The sequence below is a fragment of the Photobacterium sp. CCB-ST2H9 genome (assembly GCF_023151555.2).
In the GTDB taxonomy this organism is placed as follows: domain Bacteria; phylum Pseudomonadota; class Gammaproteobacteria; order Enterobacterales; family Vibrionaceae; genus Photobacterium.
The window spans coordinates 211,222-228,959 of record NZ_CP100425.1; the positions used below are offsets into that span (position 1 = coordinate 211,222).

A 17,738-nucleotide genomic window follows, 5' to 3' on the forward strand; every position below is an offset into this window, starting at 1 on the left:
ATTTATCCCCGCTCACTTCTTGAAACGGTTGTGTTGATTCTGTCGTGAATTCTCGTATTCATCTTTTTCCGAGGTGCTCAGGTGAGTGCATTGAAAAGTGTTTTCAAAGAAAATTTCCTTCCTCAGCAACTGAGTCCGCAGGTTCATTTCTCCAGAACTCTGCTGATTTGTTTTTCTCTTTTGATTGTATGGTCTGCTGTCTTTCTTAAACCGGGCTGGCTTGAATTATTCGCAGAACATATCGTGATTGCGGTGATGATGGTTGTTGGCTCTTTTGTGGCAGGTTCAACTCCCCTGGGCGGTGGTGCTGTTGCCTTTCCTGTGATGACGAAACTGCTGTCGACACCCCCGGAATCATCAATGCACTTCTCATTGATGATACAAAGCATCGGCATGACGTCCGCATCCATTCTGATCTTGTTGAGCCGCCATCAGTTGCCCTGGCGAGGGATCGCACTCTATCTGGTCGGTTCATTTTCAGGGTTTTATCTTGTCACCCAGTATTTGTTCGCCACTTTAAGCAGCGCAGAAGTAAAAGTGATGTTCAGTCTGAACATCGCAATTTTCTTGCTGGTTTATTTATTTGGTTATTACGCGGATAAATTTAATGAAAGGCAGATTCAGGTTTGCCGCAGGAAGGTGATCACTCTGGTGACATTCGGGTGCCTCGGCGGCGGGATGAGTGCTTTTATCGGTTCTGGTGCGGATCTGTTTGCGTTTGCATTGTTCACCATTTACTTTCGGTTAAATATCGTGCAGGCAACGCAGGCCAGTGTGATCATTATGGCGACGACGTCCATTTTCGGACTGATCACTTTCCTTTTTCAGGGAACTCAGCCTGCTGAAGTCATTTTTGAATATTGGTATGTTGCCGCTCCCGTGGTGATTTTCGGTGCTCCGATAGGCGCCTGGGTTTGCTGCAAAGTCAGCAAGAAAGTGATTCATCACATGATCATTGCCCTTTCATCTCTGGAGTTAGCCTCAACCTTACTGCTGTTGCCATTGGGTGAACGCTCGGCATTGATTTTCTGCTTTCAGCTATTAGTGATGTTTGCACTGTTTAGCTGGAATAAGAAGCAGATGAGAACGTCAGGATAAGCACGCAAGGAAAAGCACAGAACAGCGACAGGGGGCATCCGTACTGTGGTCCCTGAAAACAAAAAGCCCTGCAATGGCAGGGCTTTTTTACAACTTGATGGTGATGCGGGTATCACTCAATATTCTGGATCTGCTCGCGCATCTGCTCGATCAGCACTTTGAGTTCAACGGCTGAGGCGGTGATCTCTGTGTTGATGGACTTGGAGGCGAGGGTGTTCGATTCGCGATTGAATTCCTGCATCATGAAGTCCAGACGCCGGCCACAGGCGCCGCCTTTTTTTAGAATTTTGCGGGTTTCTTTCACGTGAGAATCGAGGCGATCCAGCTCTTCGGCCACATCACTTTTCTGAGCCAGCATAATCAGTTCCTGCTCGACGCGGTTGGCGTCCAGCTCGACTTTGGCTTCTTCCAGACGCGTCAGAATGCGTTCGCGTTGCCATTGCATGACTTCCGGCATCAGCGCGCGTACTTTGGTGACTTCTGTCGTGATGGCATCCAGACGCTGATCAATCAGGTCTTTCATGTTCGCGCCTTCGCTGGCTCGGGCGGCGATGAAATCATCCACTGCGCCGTCAAATGCAGTCAGCAGTTCCTGATTGATGATGTCCATGTCCTGTTCCGGGGTTTCCATCACGCCCGGCCAGTTCAGCACCTGAAACGGACCAATATTGCCTTCACCGGCGGTTTCTTTTACCCAGCTGGCGGCTTTGATCACCTGCTTGGCTAAAGATTCATTGATACGCAGTTCTGTGTTGGCAGCCGGGTTGGCTTCAAAGCGCAGGCTGCATTCGACCTTGCCGCGTGCTAGACGCTGACGAAAACGCTCGCGCAGGACAGGTTCCAGACTGCGGAACTGCTCTGGCAGGCGCAGATAAGTTTCCAGATATCGTTGGTTAACCGAACGGATTTCCCAAACGGCGCTGCCCCAGTCGCCTTTAACTTCGCGACGGGCATAGGCGGTCATACTGTGAATCATTGGCGATGGCCCTTAAGAAATGATGGCTAGATTATACGCACCAGTGCAGATAATGGAAATTGATCCGTATCGTCAGGCGGGTTCAGGGCGTGCAACAGGGCGGAGATCTGGCTATAATCGCCGGTCAATGTCTGCGGGTCGCCGAGCGGCCTGTCCTCAGCACCCAATATCAGCCAAGGTGGAATCCGATGCGTCCAAGTGGAAGAAGTGCCAGCCAAGTTCGTCCGATTACTATTACCCGTCATTTCACTGCCCATGCCGAGGGTTCGGTGCTGGTTGAATTCGGCGACACCAAGGTAATTTGTACCGCCAGTGTTGAAGAAAGTGTACCGCGCTGGCTGAAGGGCAAAGGCCAGGGCTGGGTGACGGCTGAATACGGCATGCTGCCTCGCGCAACGCACTCCCGGAACCGTCGTGAAGCGGCCAATGGTAAACAAGGCGGCCGTACGCTGGAAATTCAGCGTCTGATTGCCCGCAGTCTGCGTGCAGCGGTTGATTTGGAAGTGCTGGGTGAGCAGATGATCACGGTCGACTGTGATGTGATTCAGGCCGACGGCGGAACCCGGACCGCCTCGATTACGGGTGCGATGGTTGCACTGACCGATGCTATTCATGTGATGCTGGAAAAAGGTCTGCTGAAGAAGAACCCGCTGAAAACGACCATTGCGGCGGTTTCTGTCGGGATTTATCAGGGCACACCAGTGTGCGATCTGGACTATGCCGAAGATTCCAGTGCGGAGACAGATATGAATGTCATCATGAACCGTGAAGGCAAAATTATTGAGATCCAGGGGACCGCAGAGGGCGAAGCCTTCAGTACCGAGGAACTCATGGCGATGCTGTCGCTCGCGAAAGACGGCATTGCCGAGATCATCAATATCCAGCAGGCATCGCTGGAAAGTTAACGTTTTTGGAGCGGTTCCTGTTGGAGCCGCTTTTTTTTGTCCGCAGAACACCGATCTTGCGGGATTTCGCCAGCCGCTTGTCCTTCGGCTGGAGCATGCGACCAATCGCTCGAGGAGAAACAATGAAAGCATATCAGCGTCAGTTCATCGAATTCGCTTTAGAGAAAGGCGTCCTGAAGTTTGGTGAGTTCACCCTGAAATCAGGCCGAAAGAGCCCGTACTTTTTCAATGCCGGTTTGTTTAACACCGGTCGTGATCTGGCACGTCTGGGCCGTTTTTATGCCGCAGCACTGGCCGATTCGGGCATTGCATTTGATGTGCTGTTTGGCCCGGCTTATAAAGGGATTCCTATCGCGACCACCACGGCCGTCGCCCTGGCGGATCACCACGACATCGATACCCCGTACTGCTTTAACCGTAAAGAAGCCAAAGACCACGGCGAAGGCGGCAATCTGGTCGGCAGTCCGCTGGAAGGGCGTATCATGCTGGTGGATGACGTGATCACGGCCGGGACCGCAATTCGCGAATCGATGGAAATCATCAAGGCGAATGGTGCTGATCTGGCTGGCGTGCTGGTGGCGATTGATCGTCAGGAAAAAGGCAAAGGCGAGCTGTCAGCGATTCAGGAAGTCGAGCGTGACTTTGGCTGTGCTGTGATTTCCATTGTGTCTCTGGGCGATGTAGTCAGCTATCTGGAAGAGCAGGATGGCATGGAAGCGCATCTGGAAGCGGTGAAAGCTTACCGCGCTCAGTACGGCATCTGATATCTTTCAGACCGGAACAGTAAAGGGCTGGCAGTGATGCCAGCCCTTTTTTGATGGTTTCGGGGGGATCGTGTCCTAGAGCTGAAAGGGAAAGAGAGAAAGTTAGCTCAGCTGATTGGTCAGCAGGTCCCAGTAAGCGTCGAAATTATCATTCGGCTTGTGTCGGAAGCTGGAGCGCACATAGCGGTTATAACTGCCTTCTACCTGACCCAGCAGCTGGGCAGAAAGAATGTTTTCATCGATCGGGAAACCGCGGCCTTCTCGCAGCTTACGCTCACGTAAAATCTGGCGGAGCTGGGTTTCAATCCGCTCAAACAGCTGGTTGATGCGTGACTGGAGCCGATCCTGTTCAAACATCAGGGCGTGACCGGTCATAATACGGGTCAGCCCCGGATTGCGCTCGGCAAAGACTAACAGCAGTTGCAGGACCATTCGCAGCCGGGTCATGGTGTCTTTTTCGTCATCCAGGATACGGTTGATACGAGTAGTGATGGAGTCTTCAATAAACTCAATCAGGCCTTCAAACATGCGGGCCTTGCTGGGAAAGTGGCGATACAGAGCGGCTTCGGAAACGCCAACCTGTGCGGCCAGTTTTGCGGTGGTAATGCGTTGGCTGCCCTGGCTCGATTCCAGCATTTCAGCCAATGCCTGCAAGATTTCTTCGCGGCGGTTGTTTTTTTTATTGCCAGCCATGAATAACCGTTCCTTTTCGATATAAGACTGTGTCCGGACAGAAAAACCTGAGTATCTTAGCCATGCGCTAAGGGCATGGAAAGTGTCTGGATCAGGCAGTGTTACCTGTATCGGCAGCCAGAATGTAAGCTTGAGAGCTGGCTGCCAAAAATCAGTGAGCTGTTTATCGTCAGCGGGGACGAAGTAGCGACATGGACGAGGCGGCTCAGCTTTGCTGCCGGAAGCGTTGGATGATTTCATCAATGAGCTGACGCCCCAGCGAGGTTTTGTCAGTCAGTGGAAGCGCCTTGTCACCCTTTGGCCAGTACAGGTGCAGGGCATTGGTGTCACTGTTGAATCCCTGTCCCTGCCGGGCGACGTCATTGGCGCAGATCAGGTCCAGGTTTTTACGTTGCAGTTTATCCCGGGCATAGCGTGCGACATCCTGCGTCTCAGCGGCAAAGCCGACGGTGAAAGGTCGCTGCTCCGTCATTGCTGCAACGGCGGCGATGATATCCGGATTTTTCACCAGTGTCAGTACCAGCTCATCGTGCCCCTGTTTTTTCTTCATTTTCTGCTCAGCCATTTCTGCCGGGCGGAAATCAGCTACGGCAGCACAGCCGATAAAGATATCGTGCAGAGGGGCCTGTTCCGTCGCAGCCTGATGCATTTCGACTGCACTCTCGACATCGATTCTCTGGACACCTGCCGGGGTGTTCAGGCTGACCGGGCCGCTGATCAGCGTGACGCTGGCACCGCGTTCTGCGGCAGCCTGTGCAATGGCGTAGCCCATTTTGCCGGAGCTGTGGTTGGTCAGGTAACGTACCGGGTCAAGCGCTTCCCGGGTCGGTCCGGCGGTGATGGCAATGCGTACCCCTGCCAGATCCTGTGGCCGGAAGAAGTTTTCGATTTCAGCAACCAGTGCCATCGGCTCCAGCATCCGGCCCGGGCCGACATCGCCACAGGCCTGTTCGCCACTTGCCGGTCCCCAGATCTGATGTCCCCATCTGGTCAGAACAGCCAGATTCTCCTGAGTCGAGGGTTGACGGTACATCTGCTGGTTCATTGCCGGGGCGACGGCAATCGGGGCACTGGTTGCCAAGCACAGCGTGCTCAGCAGATCGTTCCCCATCCCGGCACGCAGGCGGGCGATCAGATCTGCTGAGGCCGGTGCCAGCAGCACCAGGTCAGCCCACTTCGCGAGCTCAATGTGACCCATGGATGCTTCTGCGGCAGGATCGAGCAGGCTGTCCGCCACCGGCTTGCCGGAAACGGCCTGCATGGTCAGCGGTGTAATGAATTCCTTGGCGGCGGGGGTCATGACGACACGGACCTCTGCGCCACGCTCAATCAACCGGCGTGTCAGTTCTGCGCACTTATAGGCTGCAATCCCGCCGCTGATCCCCAAAAGTATTTTTTTTCCTGCCAGTGTTTTCATTCGATAGCCTGCTTCCTGAAAAAACTGGCAACAAGATATCACCAAAGCGGAACGGATTCATCGCTTTAGTACTGAGAAAAATGACCGTTTACTTGTGCTATATCACCATCTTGTCGGGTAATCACTCGACAGAAGTGGTGAGAGGCAGTGTAACTGTGACTCTGGCCTGCGGCGGATACCGCAGTTTCAACTTGTGGTCTTTGTACTGTTTCCGGGACTCGCTTCTGCTTGAACAAAATAAGCACAGAGGATCGGAACGGAATGGCTTTGAAGCATTTACCTCAAGAGACAAGGCCCAGAGAAAAATTACTGCAACGGGGGGCCAGTACATTGTCGGATGCTGAATTACTGGCGATTTTTCTGCGGACCGGTCTGCCCGGTACCAATGTCATCGAGTTAGCCGGGCAGTTGCTGCAGTCGTTTGGGTCCCTGCGGGCTTTACTGGCGGCTGACCTGCAAAGCTTTTGCCAGCATAAAGGACTGGGCCCGGCAAAATTTGTTCAGTTGCAGGCCGTGTTGGAAATGAGTCTGCGTTATCTGACTGAGCGGATGGAACGTGGTGAGGCGCTGACCAGCCCGGAACAAACCCGGCGCTATCTGAGCCATTTGCTGCGAGATCGACACCGAGAAGCATTTTTTGTGTTGTTTCTGGATAACCAACACCGGGTGATCCGTGGCGAAGTGATGTTTGAGGGAACAATTGATGCGGCCAGCGTGTATCCGCGTGAAGTTGTAAAAAGATCACTCGAACTTAATGCAGCGGCGCTGATTTTAGCGCATAATCACCCCTCAGGCGTAGCGGAGCCAAGTCAGGCCGATCGGCGAATTACGCGGAGGATCAGCGATGCGCTGGCCCTGGTGGACATTCGGATCCTCGATCACTTCGTTGTTGGTGATGGTGAAGTGGTTTCTTTTGCTGAACGAGGTTGGCTATAAAGTAGGCCGAAATTGATCAAAAAGACAAGAAAGGATCTGCTCGGGACTTGAGCAACTGGTTTTGACTTAGTATAATGCGCGACCTTTGATAGCTTCGGTTAGATGGAATGCTTTTTGCGTTCGGTTAATCGCGGTTGATATCGAGCTGAAACGATTTGGAGAAGACAGTAATGTCCCGAGTATGCCAAGTAACTGGTAAACGTCCTGTAACGGGTAACAACCGTTCACACGCACGTAATGCCACCAAGCGTCGTTTTCTGCCGAACCTGCAAACTCATCGTTTCTGGGTAGAAAGCGAAAAACGCTTCGTTAAACTACGCCTTTCTGCGAAAGGCATGCGTATCATTGACAAGAAAGGTATCGATACCGTTCTGTCTGAAATGCGTGCTCGCGGCGAGAACGTTTAAGAGGATTCTAAGCAATGGCTAAAGGCATTCGTGAGAAGATCCGTCTGGTATCATCTGCCGGCACAGGTCACTTCTACACTACCGACAAAAACAAGCGTAACATGCCAGGCAAATTTGAGATCAAGAAATTTGATCCAGTTGTCCGTAAGCACGTTATGTACAAAGAAGCAAAAATCAAGTAATTGGTTTCTTTTGCTTTTTGATAAAAACCCAGCCAAGGCTGGGTTTTTTTATGGCTGTCAGTTGGCAAGCAGATTATCATCGGAGTTCAATGGATGCAGATGGAGGCCGGATGAAACTGACACGCCGTGGCTGGAACAATTTAGTTATCATTGGTGTATTGCTTTTTGTCGCCATCATTCAGCTCCCTGAACTGCTCAGGCAGCGCCTGATCCCGGAACCCTCTGCCACGACGCAGGACACGGCGGGTCTGGTCCGTTTACTGCCGTCTGAAAGCCGTATCGAGAAACTGGTCTTGCCTGATGTCATTTTCAGCCAGCAGGCCGGAGTCTGGCAGTCTGAACCTGCCATTTCCGATGATCCTGCGGTGATTGTTTCCCACTGGTCCGGGATAGCCGGAACAAAAGTGGATGCCGATACTTATGCCCGTTTGAGCGACAAGCTGACCGCACCACGGAGCGTCGAAGTATGGCTGACCGATCAGGCTGAGCCCTACCGGTTGACGGTTTATCAGCTTCCTCAGTTCTGGCTGTTGCAAAACTGGGCAGGGGAGTGGCTGGCTATTACCGTAGAACCCGGTTATCTGTTTCCCGCCACCTGAACTTATGTTTCACCAGAGAATCCGGAAAGAAGATGCCAGAATTACCCGAAGTTGAAGTCAGTCGTATGGGGATCACCCCGCATGTGGTTGGTCAGACCGTCACTCAGGTGACGGTGCGCAACCCCAGTTTGCGCTGGCCGGTCCCTGCCGAGCTTCAGTTGCTGCAAGGGCAGACAATTCGCGGGGTCAGTCGCAGAGCCAAGTACCTGCTGTTGGAAACCGATGCCGGTTTCGCCATTATCCATCTGGGTATGTCTGGCAGTTTACGGATTCTTCCGGAGGATGTTCCGCCGGCGAAACATGATCACGTTGATGTGAAGCTGGCCAGTGGTGAAGTTCTGCGTTACAACGACCCCCGCCGGTTCGGTGCCTGGCTGTGGCAGGAACGCGACAGCGAGCACCCGGTGCTGAGTAAACTGGGGCCGGAACCGTTGAGTGAGGAATTCAATACACCGTATCTGATCGGCAAAGCCCAAGGGAAACGTACGGTGATTAAGCAGTTCATCATGGATAACCAGGTGGTCGTGGGGGTCGGGAATATCTATGCCAATGAGTCCTTGTTCTCGGCGGGGATTCATCCTCAGGCGCCAGCAGGCTCATTGTCACCGGAACGACTGAGTTTATTGGTTGACGAAATTAAAAGCGTGCTGAACAAAGCGATTACGCAGGGCGGCACCACCTTAAAAGATTTCAGGCAGAGTGACGGTAAGCCCGGCTACTTTGCCCAGGAGCTGCAAGTGTATGGCAAGGCAGGTCAGCCGTGCCCACGTTGTGGCCAACGACTCAACGAGGCCAAAATCGGGCAACGTGCTACAGTCTTCTGTAGCGGGTGCCAGCCCCTGTAAATTCATATGTAATCACGGCCTCACTCTGTTTTTAGGGAATGAAAAGGAGATGTGAGCATGCGTTATCTGGTAACTGGCGTGGCAGGATTTATCGGCAGTGCCGTGGCTCAGCGGCTCTGCAGCCTGGGTCATGAAGTGGTCGGGATTGACAACTTCAACAGCTACTATGATGTGAAACTGAAACAGGCCCGGGTGCAGCGGATTACCCATCCGGCATTATTAGTACTGGACTGCGATCTGGCCGACCGGGAAGCCATTGCACGGCTGTTTTTGGCGCATCAGTTCGATCGGGTGATCCATCTGGCGGCGCAGGCTGGCGTGCGCTACTCCCTGGATAATCCCATGACCTATGCTGACAGTAACCTGACGGGTCACCTGACCATTCTGGAAGGCTGTCGTCGTCATCAGATTGAGCATCTGGTCTATGCATCTTCCAGTTCGGTTTACGGCCTGAACCGCAAACTGCCGCTATCGACGGATGACAGTGTTGATCACCCCGTTTCTCTCTATGCAGCAACCAAAAAAGCCAATGAGCTGATGGCGCACACCTATTCCCACCTTTACGGAATTCCGACCACAGGTCTTCGTTTTTTCACCGTTTATGGCCCCTGGGGCAGACCCGATATGGCACTGTTTATGTTTACGGAGGCCATGCTGGCCAGTCAGCCGATTGATATTTATAACCAGGGGGACATGCTGCGCGATTTTACCTACATTGATGATATCGTCGAAGGGGTCGTGCGGATTCAGGACGTGATTCCGACCTCCCAGCCCGACTGGCTGGTTGAAACCGGATCGCCGGCTACCAGCTCAGCCCCTTACTGTGTTTACAACTTGGGGCATGGTCAACCCGTAAAGCTGATGGATTTTATTGCGGCACTGGAAAAAGCGCTGGGCCGGGAAGCCATCAAGAACTACATGCCAATGCAGCCGGGTGATGTATATGCGACGTATGCGGAAACAGAAGACTTGTTTGCTGTGACTGGTTTCCGGCCTCAGGTGAGCGTGGAAGCGGGCGTGCAACGATTTGTTGACTGGTATCTGGATTATTACGGTCAGAGTGCACAGGGAAAGATTGCGGCACACTGAGGCGGTACCGCATATTCAGGATTATTCCGCCAGTTTGTCTCTCAGGGCCTGAGCAATGGTCGGGTGTACGAACTGGTCCACCTGACCCTTGTGCAGTGCGACTTCCTTGACGATGGTTGATGAGATAAATGAGTTCTCTTCGGCCGGGGTCAGGAACACCGTTTCGAGTTCCGGCATCAGGCGGCGGTTCATATTGGCAAGTTGGAATTCATATTCAAAATCCGAGACTGCACGCAGACCGCGCACCAGAATATTGGCCTGATGCTCACGGGCGAAATCAACCAGCAGGCCTGAAAAACCCACAACTTCAACATTCTCCAGGTGGCTGGTGACGGCTTTCGCCAGATTCACCCGTTCCTGCAAATCAAACAGCGGCTTTTTACTCGGGCTGAAAGCGATGCCAACAACCACATGATCGAACATGGCAGCCGCACGCTCGATCAGATCCTGGTGGCCGTTGGTAATCGGGTCAAAGGTACCGGGATAGATTACTCGGGTTGTCATCTCAGCATTCCTTTCTGTATGTCCTGTGAAATTGATGTCGGGCGCCATTCTTTACAAGCTGTTGTAAATGGCTTCGTAGTCTTTGGCTGTCGCTGCAATATCAAACAGCTTCATTTTTTCCTGACCGGCTTCGATATATCGCTCACGGAGAGCACTGTCCCTGGCTACGCGAGCAATGGCTTCTGCCAGTTGCCGGCTGTCTCCGACTGGGATCAGCTCGCCGTTGATGCCATGATCAATAATATCCGGGATACCCCCGGCACGGGTTGCGATCACAGGTAAGCCCGCTTTCATCCCTTCAAGGATCACCGAGCCGAGTCCTTCAGTATGGGAAGGATGTACCTGAAGGTCCGCTGCTGCGAACCAGTCCCCCATGTTCGACTGTTTTCCCATGAAGCTGATATTGGTTAATCCCTGCGCCTGGGCTTCCAGCTCGGCGCGCAGTTTGCCGTCTCCCAGAATGGCAATATGAACCTGAGGTGCCTGTTGTTCAAGCAAACGGGCGGCTTCGATGGTGACATTAAAGCCTTTGTGCTTGAGCAGGTTGGCGGCATGGATGACCAGAAATTTGTCGCTGAACTGGCTGCGGATGGCGTTCACTTCAGTGTCATTGACCGGGTAAACCACGGGTGAACTGGGAATCTTATGCGGCCGTTGATTCGGCACTTTCGCCTGAATACAGTCCACGATGGCCGTGCTCAGACCAATGGTTACGCTGGCATCATGATAGCTTTTTTTCAGTAACCAGCGATCTTTGAGCGGGTTGTCGATACGCCGGGTCACAATGTACGGGCAGTCGAACAGCTTTGACTGAATCCAGGCCCAATAGATAGCCCGTCCTTCGTGGACATGAATTGCCTGACAGTGTTTGGTTATCGCAGCACGATGCCCCAGCAGGAAGTGCTTGATCAGCACCATGCGGCAGCCAAGTGCTTCTGCTTTGGCTGCAAACGGACTACGCGGGTTGGTGACGACCGTCAGTGTATAGCCCATTTTGCGCTGCTGTTTGATCAGTTGCAGCGTCTGCTGCTCGCCACCACTGAAGCCGGTGGCAAGATTCACATGGCAGATGTGCATGTTTAGAGATCCTTGTTAACAAGTGAAAACCGTCCTGAGAGCTTATATCGGAACGGGTGACCAGAACTGTTACCAGACTTTGTTGAAGTCTTCGTTTTCCAGAACTTTGGGATCACGCTGATATTCCAGCAGTTTGGCATATTTCAGGTAGCTGTTCACAGCTGCACTCAGTGCGACGGTCATACCATCCACGCCACCAAGGAAGCCTCTCTGAAACAAATACTTGCGTATGAAAGCACTCAGTCCATGGACAAAGGGCGAAAATGCATTGGCACGTTTCCCTTTTTTGTACATGATTTTGGCAGCCCGGGTACTGAAATTGCGGTTTGGTTTCGCAAATAACTGACCGAGGTTTTCAAACGAATAATGGATAATGTCGTGACTGAGGAGTTTGACATGCTCAGCTTTGACAGAAGCATGCTGTTTGACATCGGCAAAGCGTGTCTTGTTCTTGTTGTATAAACGGGTGCACTGATCCGGATACCAGCCGCAGTGTTTGATCCAGCGGCTGCCGATGTAGTTACGGCGTTTAAAGGCAAAAGCATCAAATGACGTTGAAGTCAGATCCAGTGCTTTGATTTCTTCAATCGCCTCCGGAGTCAGCCGTTCATCAGCATCGATGGATAAAATCCAGTCATTTTTTGCATGCTGCAGTACAACGTTCTTTTGAATGCCATCGCCAAGATAAGGTTGCTCGACAACGATGGCACCGTGTTGACGGGCCAGTTCTACGGTGTTATCGCTGCTGAGTGAGTCGATCACATAAATCTCATCACAGACAGATTGAAGGGATTGAATACATTCAACGATATTTTTGGACTCATTGAGTGTGATGATATTACCAGTGATCATATTGTTGCCTTATTGAGGACATCTCGTAATTAAGTTCGCGCGGTGCCACAGAGAGTAGCAATCACTGTGAGTTAAGGGAATGTTCGGTGACAATTTTATCAAACATCTCAGTTACCTCCGAGACCTGGATTTTAGCCATGGCTTCCAGATTTTTTACCCGGCTGCGCCATGGCAGTTGCTCAGGAGATTGACCGGTTTCTTCCCGGATGCATTCATCGTAAACACTGACTACATATTGCCGGGATAAATAGGGACCGGTTCGTTCAGGGTTATGATGTGCATAGAGGCCAAGAACCGGGGTGCCGACCGCAACAGCCATGTGGGCCGGACCAGTATCCGGGGCACAGACCAGTGCGGCTCTCTGTAAGAGAGCGAGCAGTTGCTTCAGGCTGCTCTGACCAATCAGGTTGTTCACCGGAAAGTCGAGTCTGGCTTCAATCGCATTCCCTAAATCGACCTCAATCTTTGCCGGACTCCCAGCCAGAATCACGGCGAAGCCCTGCTGATGAGCATGCTTTGCCAGCGCTGCATAGCCTTCTGCTGTCCAGTTTTTATAGCCCTTACTGGCCGCCGGGGCAATGACCAGCGTGTTGTCCTGATAGATATGCTGATCCGCCCAGCGCTGGTCTTCTTCCGACAGCGGGATCTCCCAGCTCGGGGTCAGATCGGTCACTCCCAGCGTGGCGGCGAATTGCATAAAACCGTCCAGGACGTGGGGAGCGTCCGGTGATTTTACTTTGACATTGGTGAAGAGCTGCTGCAGATCGCTGCTGCGGGCGGCATCAAACCCCAGCTTAAATTTCGCCTTGATCCCCAGGCTGACAATGCTGGCACGAATCGCGGTCTGCATGTGCAGCAGGGCGTCAAAGCGTTCACCTTTCAGCGCTTGCCAGACGGCTTTATAGCCCTGCCAACCCTGTTTTTTGTCAAAGACAATCACACGGATCCCCGGCAGTCCTTTCAGCAGTCGTGCTTCTACTTTGCCACATATCCAGGTCAGCCGCGTCTCGGGCCACTGTCGCTGAATCGCCTGCGCCATGGCAATACTGTTACAGACATCACCAATCGCCGACAGGCGAAGGATACACAGTGATTCGGGAGCGGAAGTGAATAAACTCATGACACCTGCTTATAAAATGATGCATTTGCGTGGTTTGGAATTATATACATTTCGATGACCGGAATCAGCGTGATTTGTGTTCACTGAGTGTGCACGAAGTGCACGCTGAGCGTTCAGAGTGTGAGTATGACGTGAACGTCCGGCAAAGAACCCGTTCCGAACATGACGAACCCCGGCAATCCCGTATAAAATAGTGTTTTTCAGCCGTTTGGGATACAGGTTCATGGAAATACGGGAGCAGGATAACTGTCGGGTGATGTTTGACCCGGTTTTGCTGGCAGAAGATCCCTGGCAGTGCTTTGAACCGGATTTCTGGCAGCGACAGCAGGCTGTGACCGGCAGTGCCCGTGGGCGGGGGACGACCTGGTTTGTCCGGGGACAGGAAGTCGACATGGCTTTGCGCCATTATTATCGCGGCGGTCTGTTCGGGAAACTGGTGAAAGATCAGTACCGCTTCTCTGACTGGGCATCCTGCCGGAGTATGGCGGAATTTGCACTATTGCAGCATCTGGTGGCGAAAGGGGTACGGGTACCGCGTCCGGTCGCTGCCAGAGTATGTAAAGCCGGTTTGTTCTATCGCGCAGATTTACTTACAGAAAAAGTGCCGGATGCCACTGATTTGGTGGATAGGCTGCAGCAAGGACCGCTGTCTGAATTGCAGTGGCAGGCTGTGGGCGCGATGATCCGCAAGATGCATGACAGTCAGGTCAATCATACTGATTTAAATGCGCATAATATTTTGCTCGATCGCGAAGAGCAAATCTGGCTGATCGACTTTGATAAATGCAGCCTGACAGATGGTGAGCACTGGAAAGCCGCAAATTTGTCCCGCCTGCATCGCTCTTTTGTGAAAGAAGTCGATAAGGCGGGCATTCAATGGCAGGCATCAGACTGGCAGCAACTGCTTGTTGGCTACGGTGGGTAATCGGATTACTCCAGCGGCCGGATTTATCTTGCAGAGATACTGGCTGTCAGTGCGGTCAGGGTACGTTCAATAGCACCCTGATTGGCGTTCACGACTGCCAGCGCAGCTTGCCCCATTTGAGACTGTGTCTCCGGGCTTTCCAGCAGTCGTGTAACGGTTTCGGCTAAACCTTTGCTATCGTCAATAACTTCAGCTCCGCCTGCATTCAACAGCTGGGTCGTAATGTCGGTAAAATTGTAATAACTGGGTCCGGTGAGGATCGGTTTCGCCAGAGCGGCCGGTTCCAGCAGGTTATGACCGCCGACTTTGTCCCCAATCAGGCTGCCGCCGACAAACGCCAGATCACAGGCTCCCAGCAGCAGCATCATTTCTCCCATGGTATCGGCCAGATAGATTTGTTGCTCTGCGAGTCGTGTTTCCGGTTGTGTTCGGCGGGCGGTGGTAAATCCGTGCTGCAGGCACAAGGCATGGACCGCATCAAAACGTTCCGGATGCCGGGGAACCAAAATCAGCAGGGTATCCGGATGAGATGCCAGAACCTGACGATGGGCTTCCAGCACTTGTTCGTCTTCACCGGCGTGGGTGCTGGCTGCAATCCAGACCGGACGCTGGCTGCCCAGCTCTTCTCTCAGTGCTGTGCTGGCTTGTATCAACCCTTCAGGGAGAGAAATGTCAAACTTGATGGAGCCAGTGATCTGTACGGCTTGCGAAGGGACACCGAGCCGGATGAAGCGGTCGGCGTCGTCACGGTGCTGGCAGAGAACCCGATCGAGATGATTGGCCAGCAGGTGAAACAGTGGCTGTACCTTCGCATAGCGCTGGCAGGAACGTTCCGACAGGCGGGCGTTCAGGACAGTCACAGGTAGACCTGCCTGCCTGGCCGCTGCAAGAGTGTTGGGCCAGAGTTCGGTTTCCATGATACACAGGGCACGCGGTTGCTGTTTTTTCAGAAAACGACGTAACGCCCAGGGAAAATCCAGTGGCATGTAACGATGTTCAACCAACTCGCCAAGTCTGGCTGCCTGTTCAGCTCCAGTGGCTGTCGTGGTGGTCAGCAAAATCGGCAATGTTGGATAACGGGCTTTTAGCACTTTGATGAGCGGGGTGACAGCCAGTGTTTCACCGACTGAAACGGCATGGATCCACAAAGGCTGGTGGCCCTGGACTCTGGGACTGAACCCAAAATGTTCTTTCCACCGTTTGCCGACAGGCGGGACACCGGGACGCTTTTTATAGAGAGAGAGCAACAGTACGGGGGCAACCAGTGTTAATAAACAGGTGTAGAGAAAACGCAGCATTAATCCTCTCATTCGTGGCGGGACTGCCACTGCCCGGACAGTTCAAAGTATTTTTTCAGAACCAGTAAACCAATCAGTTTCTCCCGTTGGGGATGACAGAACTGATGAACATGCTCATGTGCGTTGGCAATGATTGCTTCAGCCGCTTCCGGGTGCTGGCTGTAGTATTGCACTTTCTCTTCGATATCTGAGCAATCATCCTTCAGCTCGACATAATGAACGCCAGCCTTCAGAGTTCCTTCCATAAACCAGGTTTCATATTTTGGTTTTGGCATCATGCACAGTGAGTTGGAAGACATAGCCCATTTCAGGTTGGTGGCGACGTCCTTGCCTTCAATACAAAGAATGAATTTGTAGTCGAGCTGCTCGTCAATGCTCAGAAATCCTTTCAGCCAAGGTACCTGGCCTTCGTTTTCATTCACCTGTCCGATGTCACCGTGAGGCAGGTTATAGCACGACCGAACCATCTGCTTACGGTGCTCTTGGTGAGCTGCCCCTCGCCAAACCAGCATGTCCTTCTTCTCTCGGAAACTTTTGCTGTCATGAATGAAATTGAAGTGCCTGACTTTATTGAGTTTGAACAGCACTGCGTTGTCATTGTCACCGTGAACCGGTCTGGCTTTGACCAGAAAAGGGTATGGTTCAATATGGGTATCATCACCGAATCGGTAAGCTACTTTGAAATTATGGTCAAAGTAATTCAGGTACTCTTTGAGATCATAGAAATACGCACTTTGCCCCTTTTTCCGGTAATTCCGAATCGCTACAGATTTTTCGTTCGGCAGGGTGAATGCATGCGTATGTTTCAGGTAATAATCGACCCGGGATGCGATGTAATTTCTGTCATACTGATCCAGGGTATTCAGCAGGTACCTGAGCCGGCGCTGGTAAAACAATTTTGGCGTCAGGGAACGCAGGGCATTTTTGCTGTAAAAAGAAAATTTGCTGTTCTTTTGCCTGTTGTGTAATCGTATCAACGTTATTGCTCCAGCGTTATTCGGCCAAATCATTGATAGCTTGAATCACACGCTCTGCAGGCAGTTCTTTCAGGCATTTCAGATGACCGTAAGGACACTCTCGCTTAAAGCAGGGCCGGCATTCAATGTCAGTGTGGACAATGGCGACTTCTTCCGCCAACGGCGGGGTATAGTCCGGTGAGGTTGAGCCATAGATTGCCACGACTTTACAGCCGACCGCTGCGGCCACATGCATCAGACCGGAATCATTACTGACGACTGTATGGCAGAGAGCCAGCAGATCCACGGCTTCAATCAGACTGGTTTGTCCGGCCAGGTCATGGCAGTGTTGTTGTAGGTCATCAGGCAGCCCGTTTCGGATCGCTGAAGTGACCGGTTGATCTTTGGCTGAACCAAACAGCCAGACTTGTTGGCCCTGCTCAATCATGCGTTGAGCAACCTGTGTGAAATAAGCTTCCGGCCAGCGTTTCGCCGGGCCGAATTCAGCACCGGGGCACAGACCGATCACCGGACGATCCTGAGAAAGCGCGAGGCGTGAGATGGCTGCTGACTGCTTGTTTGGGTCAATGGTCAGGGCCGGTCTCGGTAATGGCGGCAGGGCTGCGCTGCTGGTCATTTCATTTTTAGGGTAAGCCAGCGCACTATAGCGCTCAATCACCAGACCAAACTCACGTTTATTGCTGCGCAGGTCTGTGAGCAGTCCGTAACGACTTTCTCCTTTCCAGCCGGTCCGGACCGGAATTTTGGCAAACAATGGAATCAGGGCTGATTTGGCTGAGTTTGGCATAATCAATGCCTGATCATAGCTGGCTTCGCGAAGGGATTTCCCAATACGATAGCGCCCTTTTAGGTTAAACGCACCGTGGCCGATGGGCATATCAATGGCACGGTTTACTTCTGGCATCCGTTCCAGAATTGGCCGGCACCAGGCAGGTGCCAGGACATCAATGTCAGCCTCTGGATGGCGTTGTTTCAGGCTAATGTACAGGCATTGTGACATCACCATATCGCCGACCCATGACGGGCCCACTACCAGAATTTTCATAGGGGTAAACCTTTGTACATCTCAGATTT

The 17,738-nt window shown here is 52.4% G+C and carries 20 protein-coding genes; 10 read left to right on the top strand and 10 right to left on the bottom strand.

Translation table 11 applies throughout. The annotated features are described in order from the left end of the window. Window positions 1-81 precede the first annotated feature (81 nt). The gene (locus L4174_RS00870; protein ID WP_248144483.1) at window positions 82-1,098 is read left to right on the top strand and encodes a sulfite exporter TauE/SafE family protein; all 1,017 of its coding nucleotides are present in this window, start codon (window positions 82-84) and stop codon (window positions 1,096-1,098) included. 112 nt (window positions 1,099-1,210) lie between these two features. Here the strand turns inward: L4174_RS00870 and L4174_RS00875 are convergent, their stop codons facing one another. Beyond that, complete coding sequence (locus L4174_RS00875; protein WP_248144482.1) at window positions 1,211-2,074, bottom strand: YicC/YloC family endoribonuclease; 864 nt, start codon at window positions 2,072-2,074, stop codon at window positions 1,211-1,213. 188 nt (window positions 2,075-2,262) lie between these two features. On the opposite strand from L4174_RS00875, the gene rph reads away from it, so the two are divergent. Both rph and pyrE read left to right on the top strand, forming a co-directional pair. Beyond that, a complete protein-coding gene (gene rph / locus L4174_RS00880; RefSeq protein WP_248144481.1) occupies window positions 2,263-2,979 on the top strand; it encodes a ribonuclease PH in 717 nt (238 codons plus the stop codon). A 122-nt stretch (window positions 2,980-3,101) separates the two neighbouring features. Then, window positions 3,102-3,743, top strand: coding sequence for an orotate phosphoribosyltransferase (gene pyrE / locus L4174_RS00885; protein WP_248144480.1), 642 nt, complete (start codon window positions 3,102-3,104; stop codon window positions 3,741-3,743). 102 nt (window positions 3,744-3,845) lie between these two features. On the opposite strand, the gene slmA is transcribed toward pyrE, so the two are convergent. Together slmA and coaBC are read right to left on the bottom strand one after the other, a co-directional pair. Beyond that, the gene (gene slmA / locus L4174_RS00890) at window positions 3,846-4,436 is read right to left on the bottom strand and encodes a nucleoid occlusion factor SlmA (RefSeq protein ID WP_248144479.1); all 591 of its coding nucleotides are present in this window, start codon (window positions 4,434-4,436) and stop codon (window positions 3,846-3,848) included. Between the two features lie 205 nt (window positions 4,437-4,641). Then, on the bottom strand, window positions 4,642-5,853 hold the full coding sequence (gene coaBC, locus L4174_RS00895) for a bifunctional phosphopantothenoylcysteine decarboxylase/phosphopantothenate--cysteine ligase CoaBC (RefSeq protein WP_248144478.1): 1,212 nt from the start codon (window positions 5,851-5,853) through the stop codon (window positions 4,642-4,644). Window positions 5,854-6,114: 261 nt separating this feature from the next. Here coaBC and radC point away from each other — a divergent pair, with 261 nt between their 5' ends. The 6 genes from radC to L4174_RS00925 all read left to right on the top strand — a co-directional run bounded on the left by radC (window position 6,115) and on the right by L4174_RS00925 (window position 9,911). Beyond that, window positions 6,115-6,789: a DNA repair protein RadC gene (gene radC / locus L4174_RS00900; RefSeq protein ID WP_248144477.1), complete on the top strand. Its 675-nt coding sequence runs from the start codon at window positions 6,115-6,117 to the stop codon at window positions 6,787-6,789. 170 nt (window positions 6,790-6,959) lie between these two features. Beyond that, complete coding sequence (rpmB, locus tag L4174_RS00905) at window positions 6,960-7,196, top strand: 50S ribosomal protein L28 (RefSeq protein WP_027250565.1); 237 nt, start codon at window positions 6,960-6,962, stop codon at window positions 7,194-7,196. A gap of 14 nt (window positions 7,197-7,210) precedes the next feature. Beyond that, window positions 7,211-7,378 carry a 50S ribosomal protein L33 gene (gene rpmG / locus L4174_RS00910; protein ID WP_004405486.1) on the top strand — a complete coding sequence of 56 codons (168 nt, stop codon included), beginning with the start codon at window positions 7,211-7,213 and terminating at the stop codon, window positions 7,376-7,378. Between the two features lie 110 nt (window positions 7,379-7,488). Continuing rightward, on the top strand, window positions 7,489-7,977 hold the full coding sequence (locus L4174_RS00915; protein ID WP_248144476.1) for a hypothetical protein: 489 nt from the start codon (window positions 7,489-7,491) through the stop codon (window positions 7,975-7,977). A 32-nt stretch (window positions 7,978-8,009) separates the two neighbouring features. Beyond that, entirely contained in the window at window positions 8,010-8,822 is an 813-nt protein-coding gene (gene mutM, locus L4174_RS00920; protein ID WP_248144475.1) for a bifunctional DNA-formamidopyrimidine glycosylase/DNA-(apurinic or apyrimidinic site) lyase, read from the top strand. 57 nt (window positions 8,823-8,879) lie between these two features. After that, window positions 8,880-9,911, top strand: a complete 1,032-nt coding sequence (locus L4174_RS00925; protein WP_248144474.1) for an NAD-dependent epimerase — start codon at window positions 8,880-8,882, stop codon at window positions 9,909-9,911. A 21-nt stretch (window positions 9,912-9,932) separates the two neighbouring features. Here the strand turns inward: L4174_RS00925 and coaD are convergent, their stop codons facing one another. The 4 genes from coaD to L4174_RS00945 all read right to left on the bottom strand — a co-directional run bounded on the left by coaD (window position 9,933) and on the right by L4174_RS00945 (window position 13,464). Next, window positions 9,933-10,415 (bottom strand): pantetheine-phosphate adenylyltransferase, encoded by a 483-nt coding sequence (gene coaD / locus L4174_RS00930; RefSeq protein ID WP_248144473.1) that lies wholly within the window; start codon window positions 10,413-10,415, stop codon window positions 9,933-9,935. 51 nt (window positions 10,416-10,466) lie between these two features. Next, entirely contained in the window at window positions 10,467-11,492 is a 1,026-nt protein-coding gene (locus tag L4174_RS00935; RefSeq protein WP_248144472.1) for a glycosyltransferase family 4 protein, read from the bottom strand. Between the two features lie 69 nt (window positions 11,493-11,561). After that, window positions 11,562-12,344, bottom strand: coding sequence for a glycosyltransferase family 2 protein (locus tag L4174_RS00940; RefSeq protein WP_248144471.1), 783 nt, complete (start codon window positions 12,342-12,344; stop codon window positions 11,562-11,564). A gap of 61 nt (window positions 12,345-12,405) precedes the next feature. After that, on the bottom strand, window positions 12,406-13,464 hold the full coding sequence (locus tag L4174_RS00945; protein ID WP_248144470.1) for a glycosyltransferase family 9 protein: 1,059 nt from the start codon (window positions 13,462-13,464) through the stop codon (window positions 12,406-12,408). A 223-nt stretch (window positions 13,465-13,687) separates the two neighbouring features. On the opposite strand from L4174_RS00945, the gene L4174_RS00950 reads away from it, so the two are divergent. After that, window positions 13,688-14,389 carry a 3-deoxy-D-manno-octulosonic acid kinase gene (locus L4174_RS00950; protein WP_248144469.1) on the top strand — a complete coding sequence of 234 codons (702 nt, stop codon included), beginning with the start codon at window positions 13,688-13,690 and terminating at the stop codon, window positions 14,387-14,389. Window positions 14,390-14,412: 23 nt separating this feature from the next. On the opposite strand, the gene waaA is transcribed toward L4174_RS00950, so the two are convergent. The 3 genes from waaA to waaF are packed head-to-tail and all read right to left on the bottom strand — an operon-like array spanning window position 14,413 to window position 17,709. After that, window positions 14,413-15,687, bottom strand: coding sequence for a lipid IV(A) 3-deoxy-D-manno-octulosonic acid transferase (waaA, locus tag L4174_RS00955; protein WP_248144468.1), 1,275 nt, complete (start codon window positions 15,685-15,687; stop codon window positions 14,413-14,415). 8 nt (window positions 15,688-15,695) lie between these two features. Then, complete coding sequence (locus L4174_RS00960; RefSeq protein WP_248144467.1) at window positions 15,696-16,664, bottom strand: glycosyl transferase family 90; 969 nt, start codon at window positions 16,662-16,664, stop codon at window positions 15,696-15,698. A 16-nt stretch (window positions 16,665-16,680) separates the two neighbouring features. Then, complete coding sequence (waaF, locus tag L4174_RS00965; protein WP_248144466.1) at window positions 16,681-17,709, bottom strand: lipopolysaccharide heptosyltransferase II; 1,029 nt, start codon at window positions 17,707-17,709, stop codon at window positions 16,681-16,683. Between the last annotated feature and the right edge of the window lie 29 nt (window positions 17,710-17,738).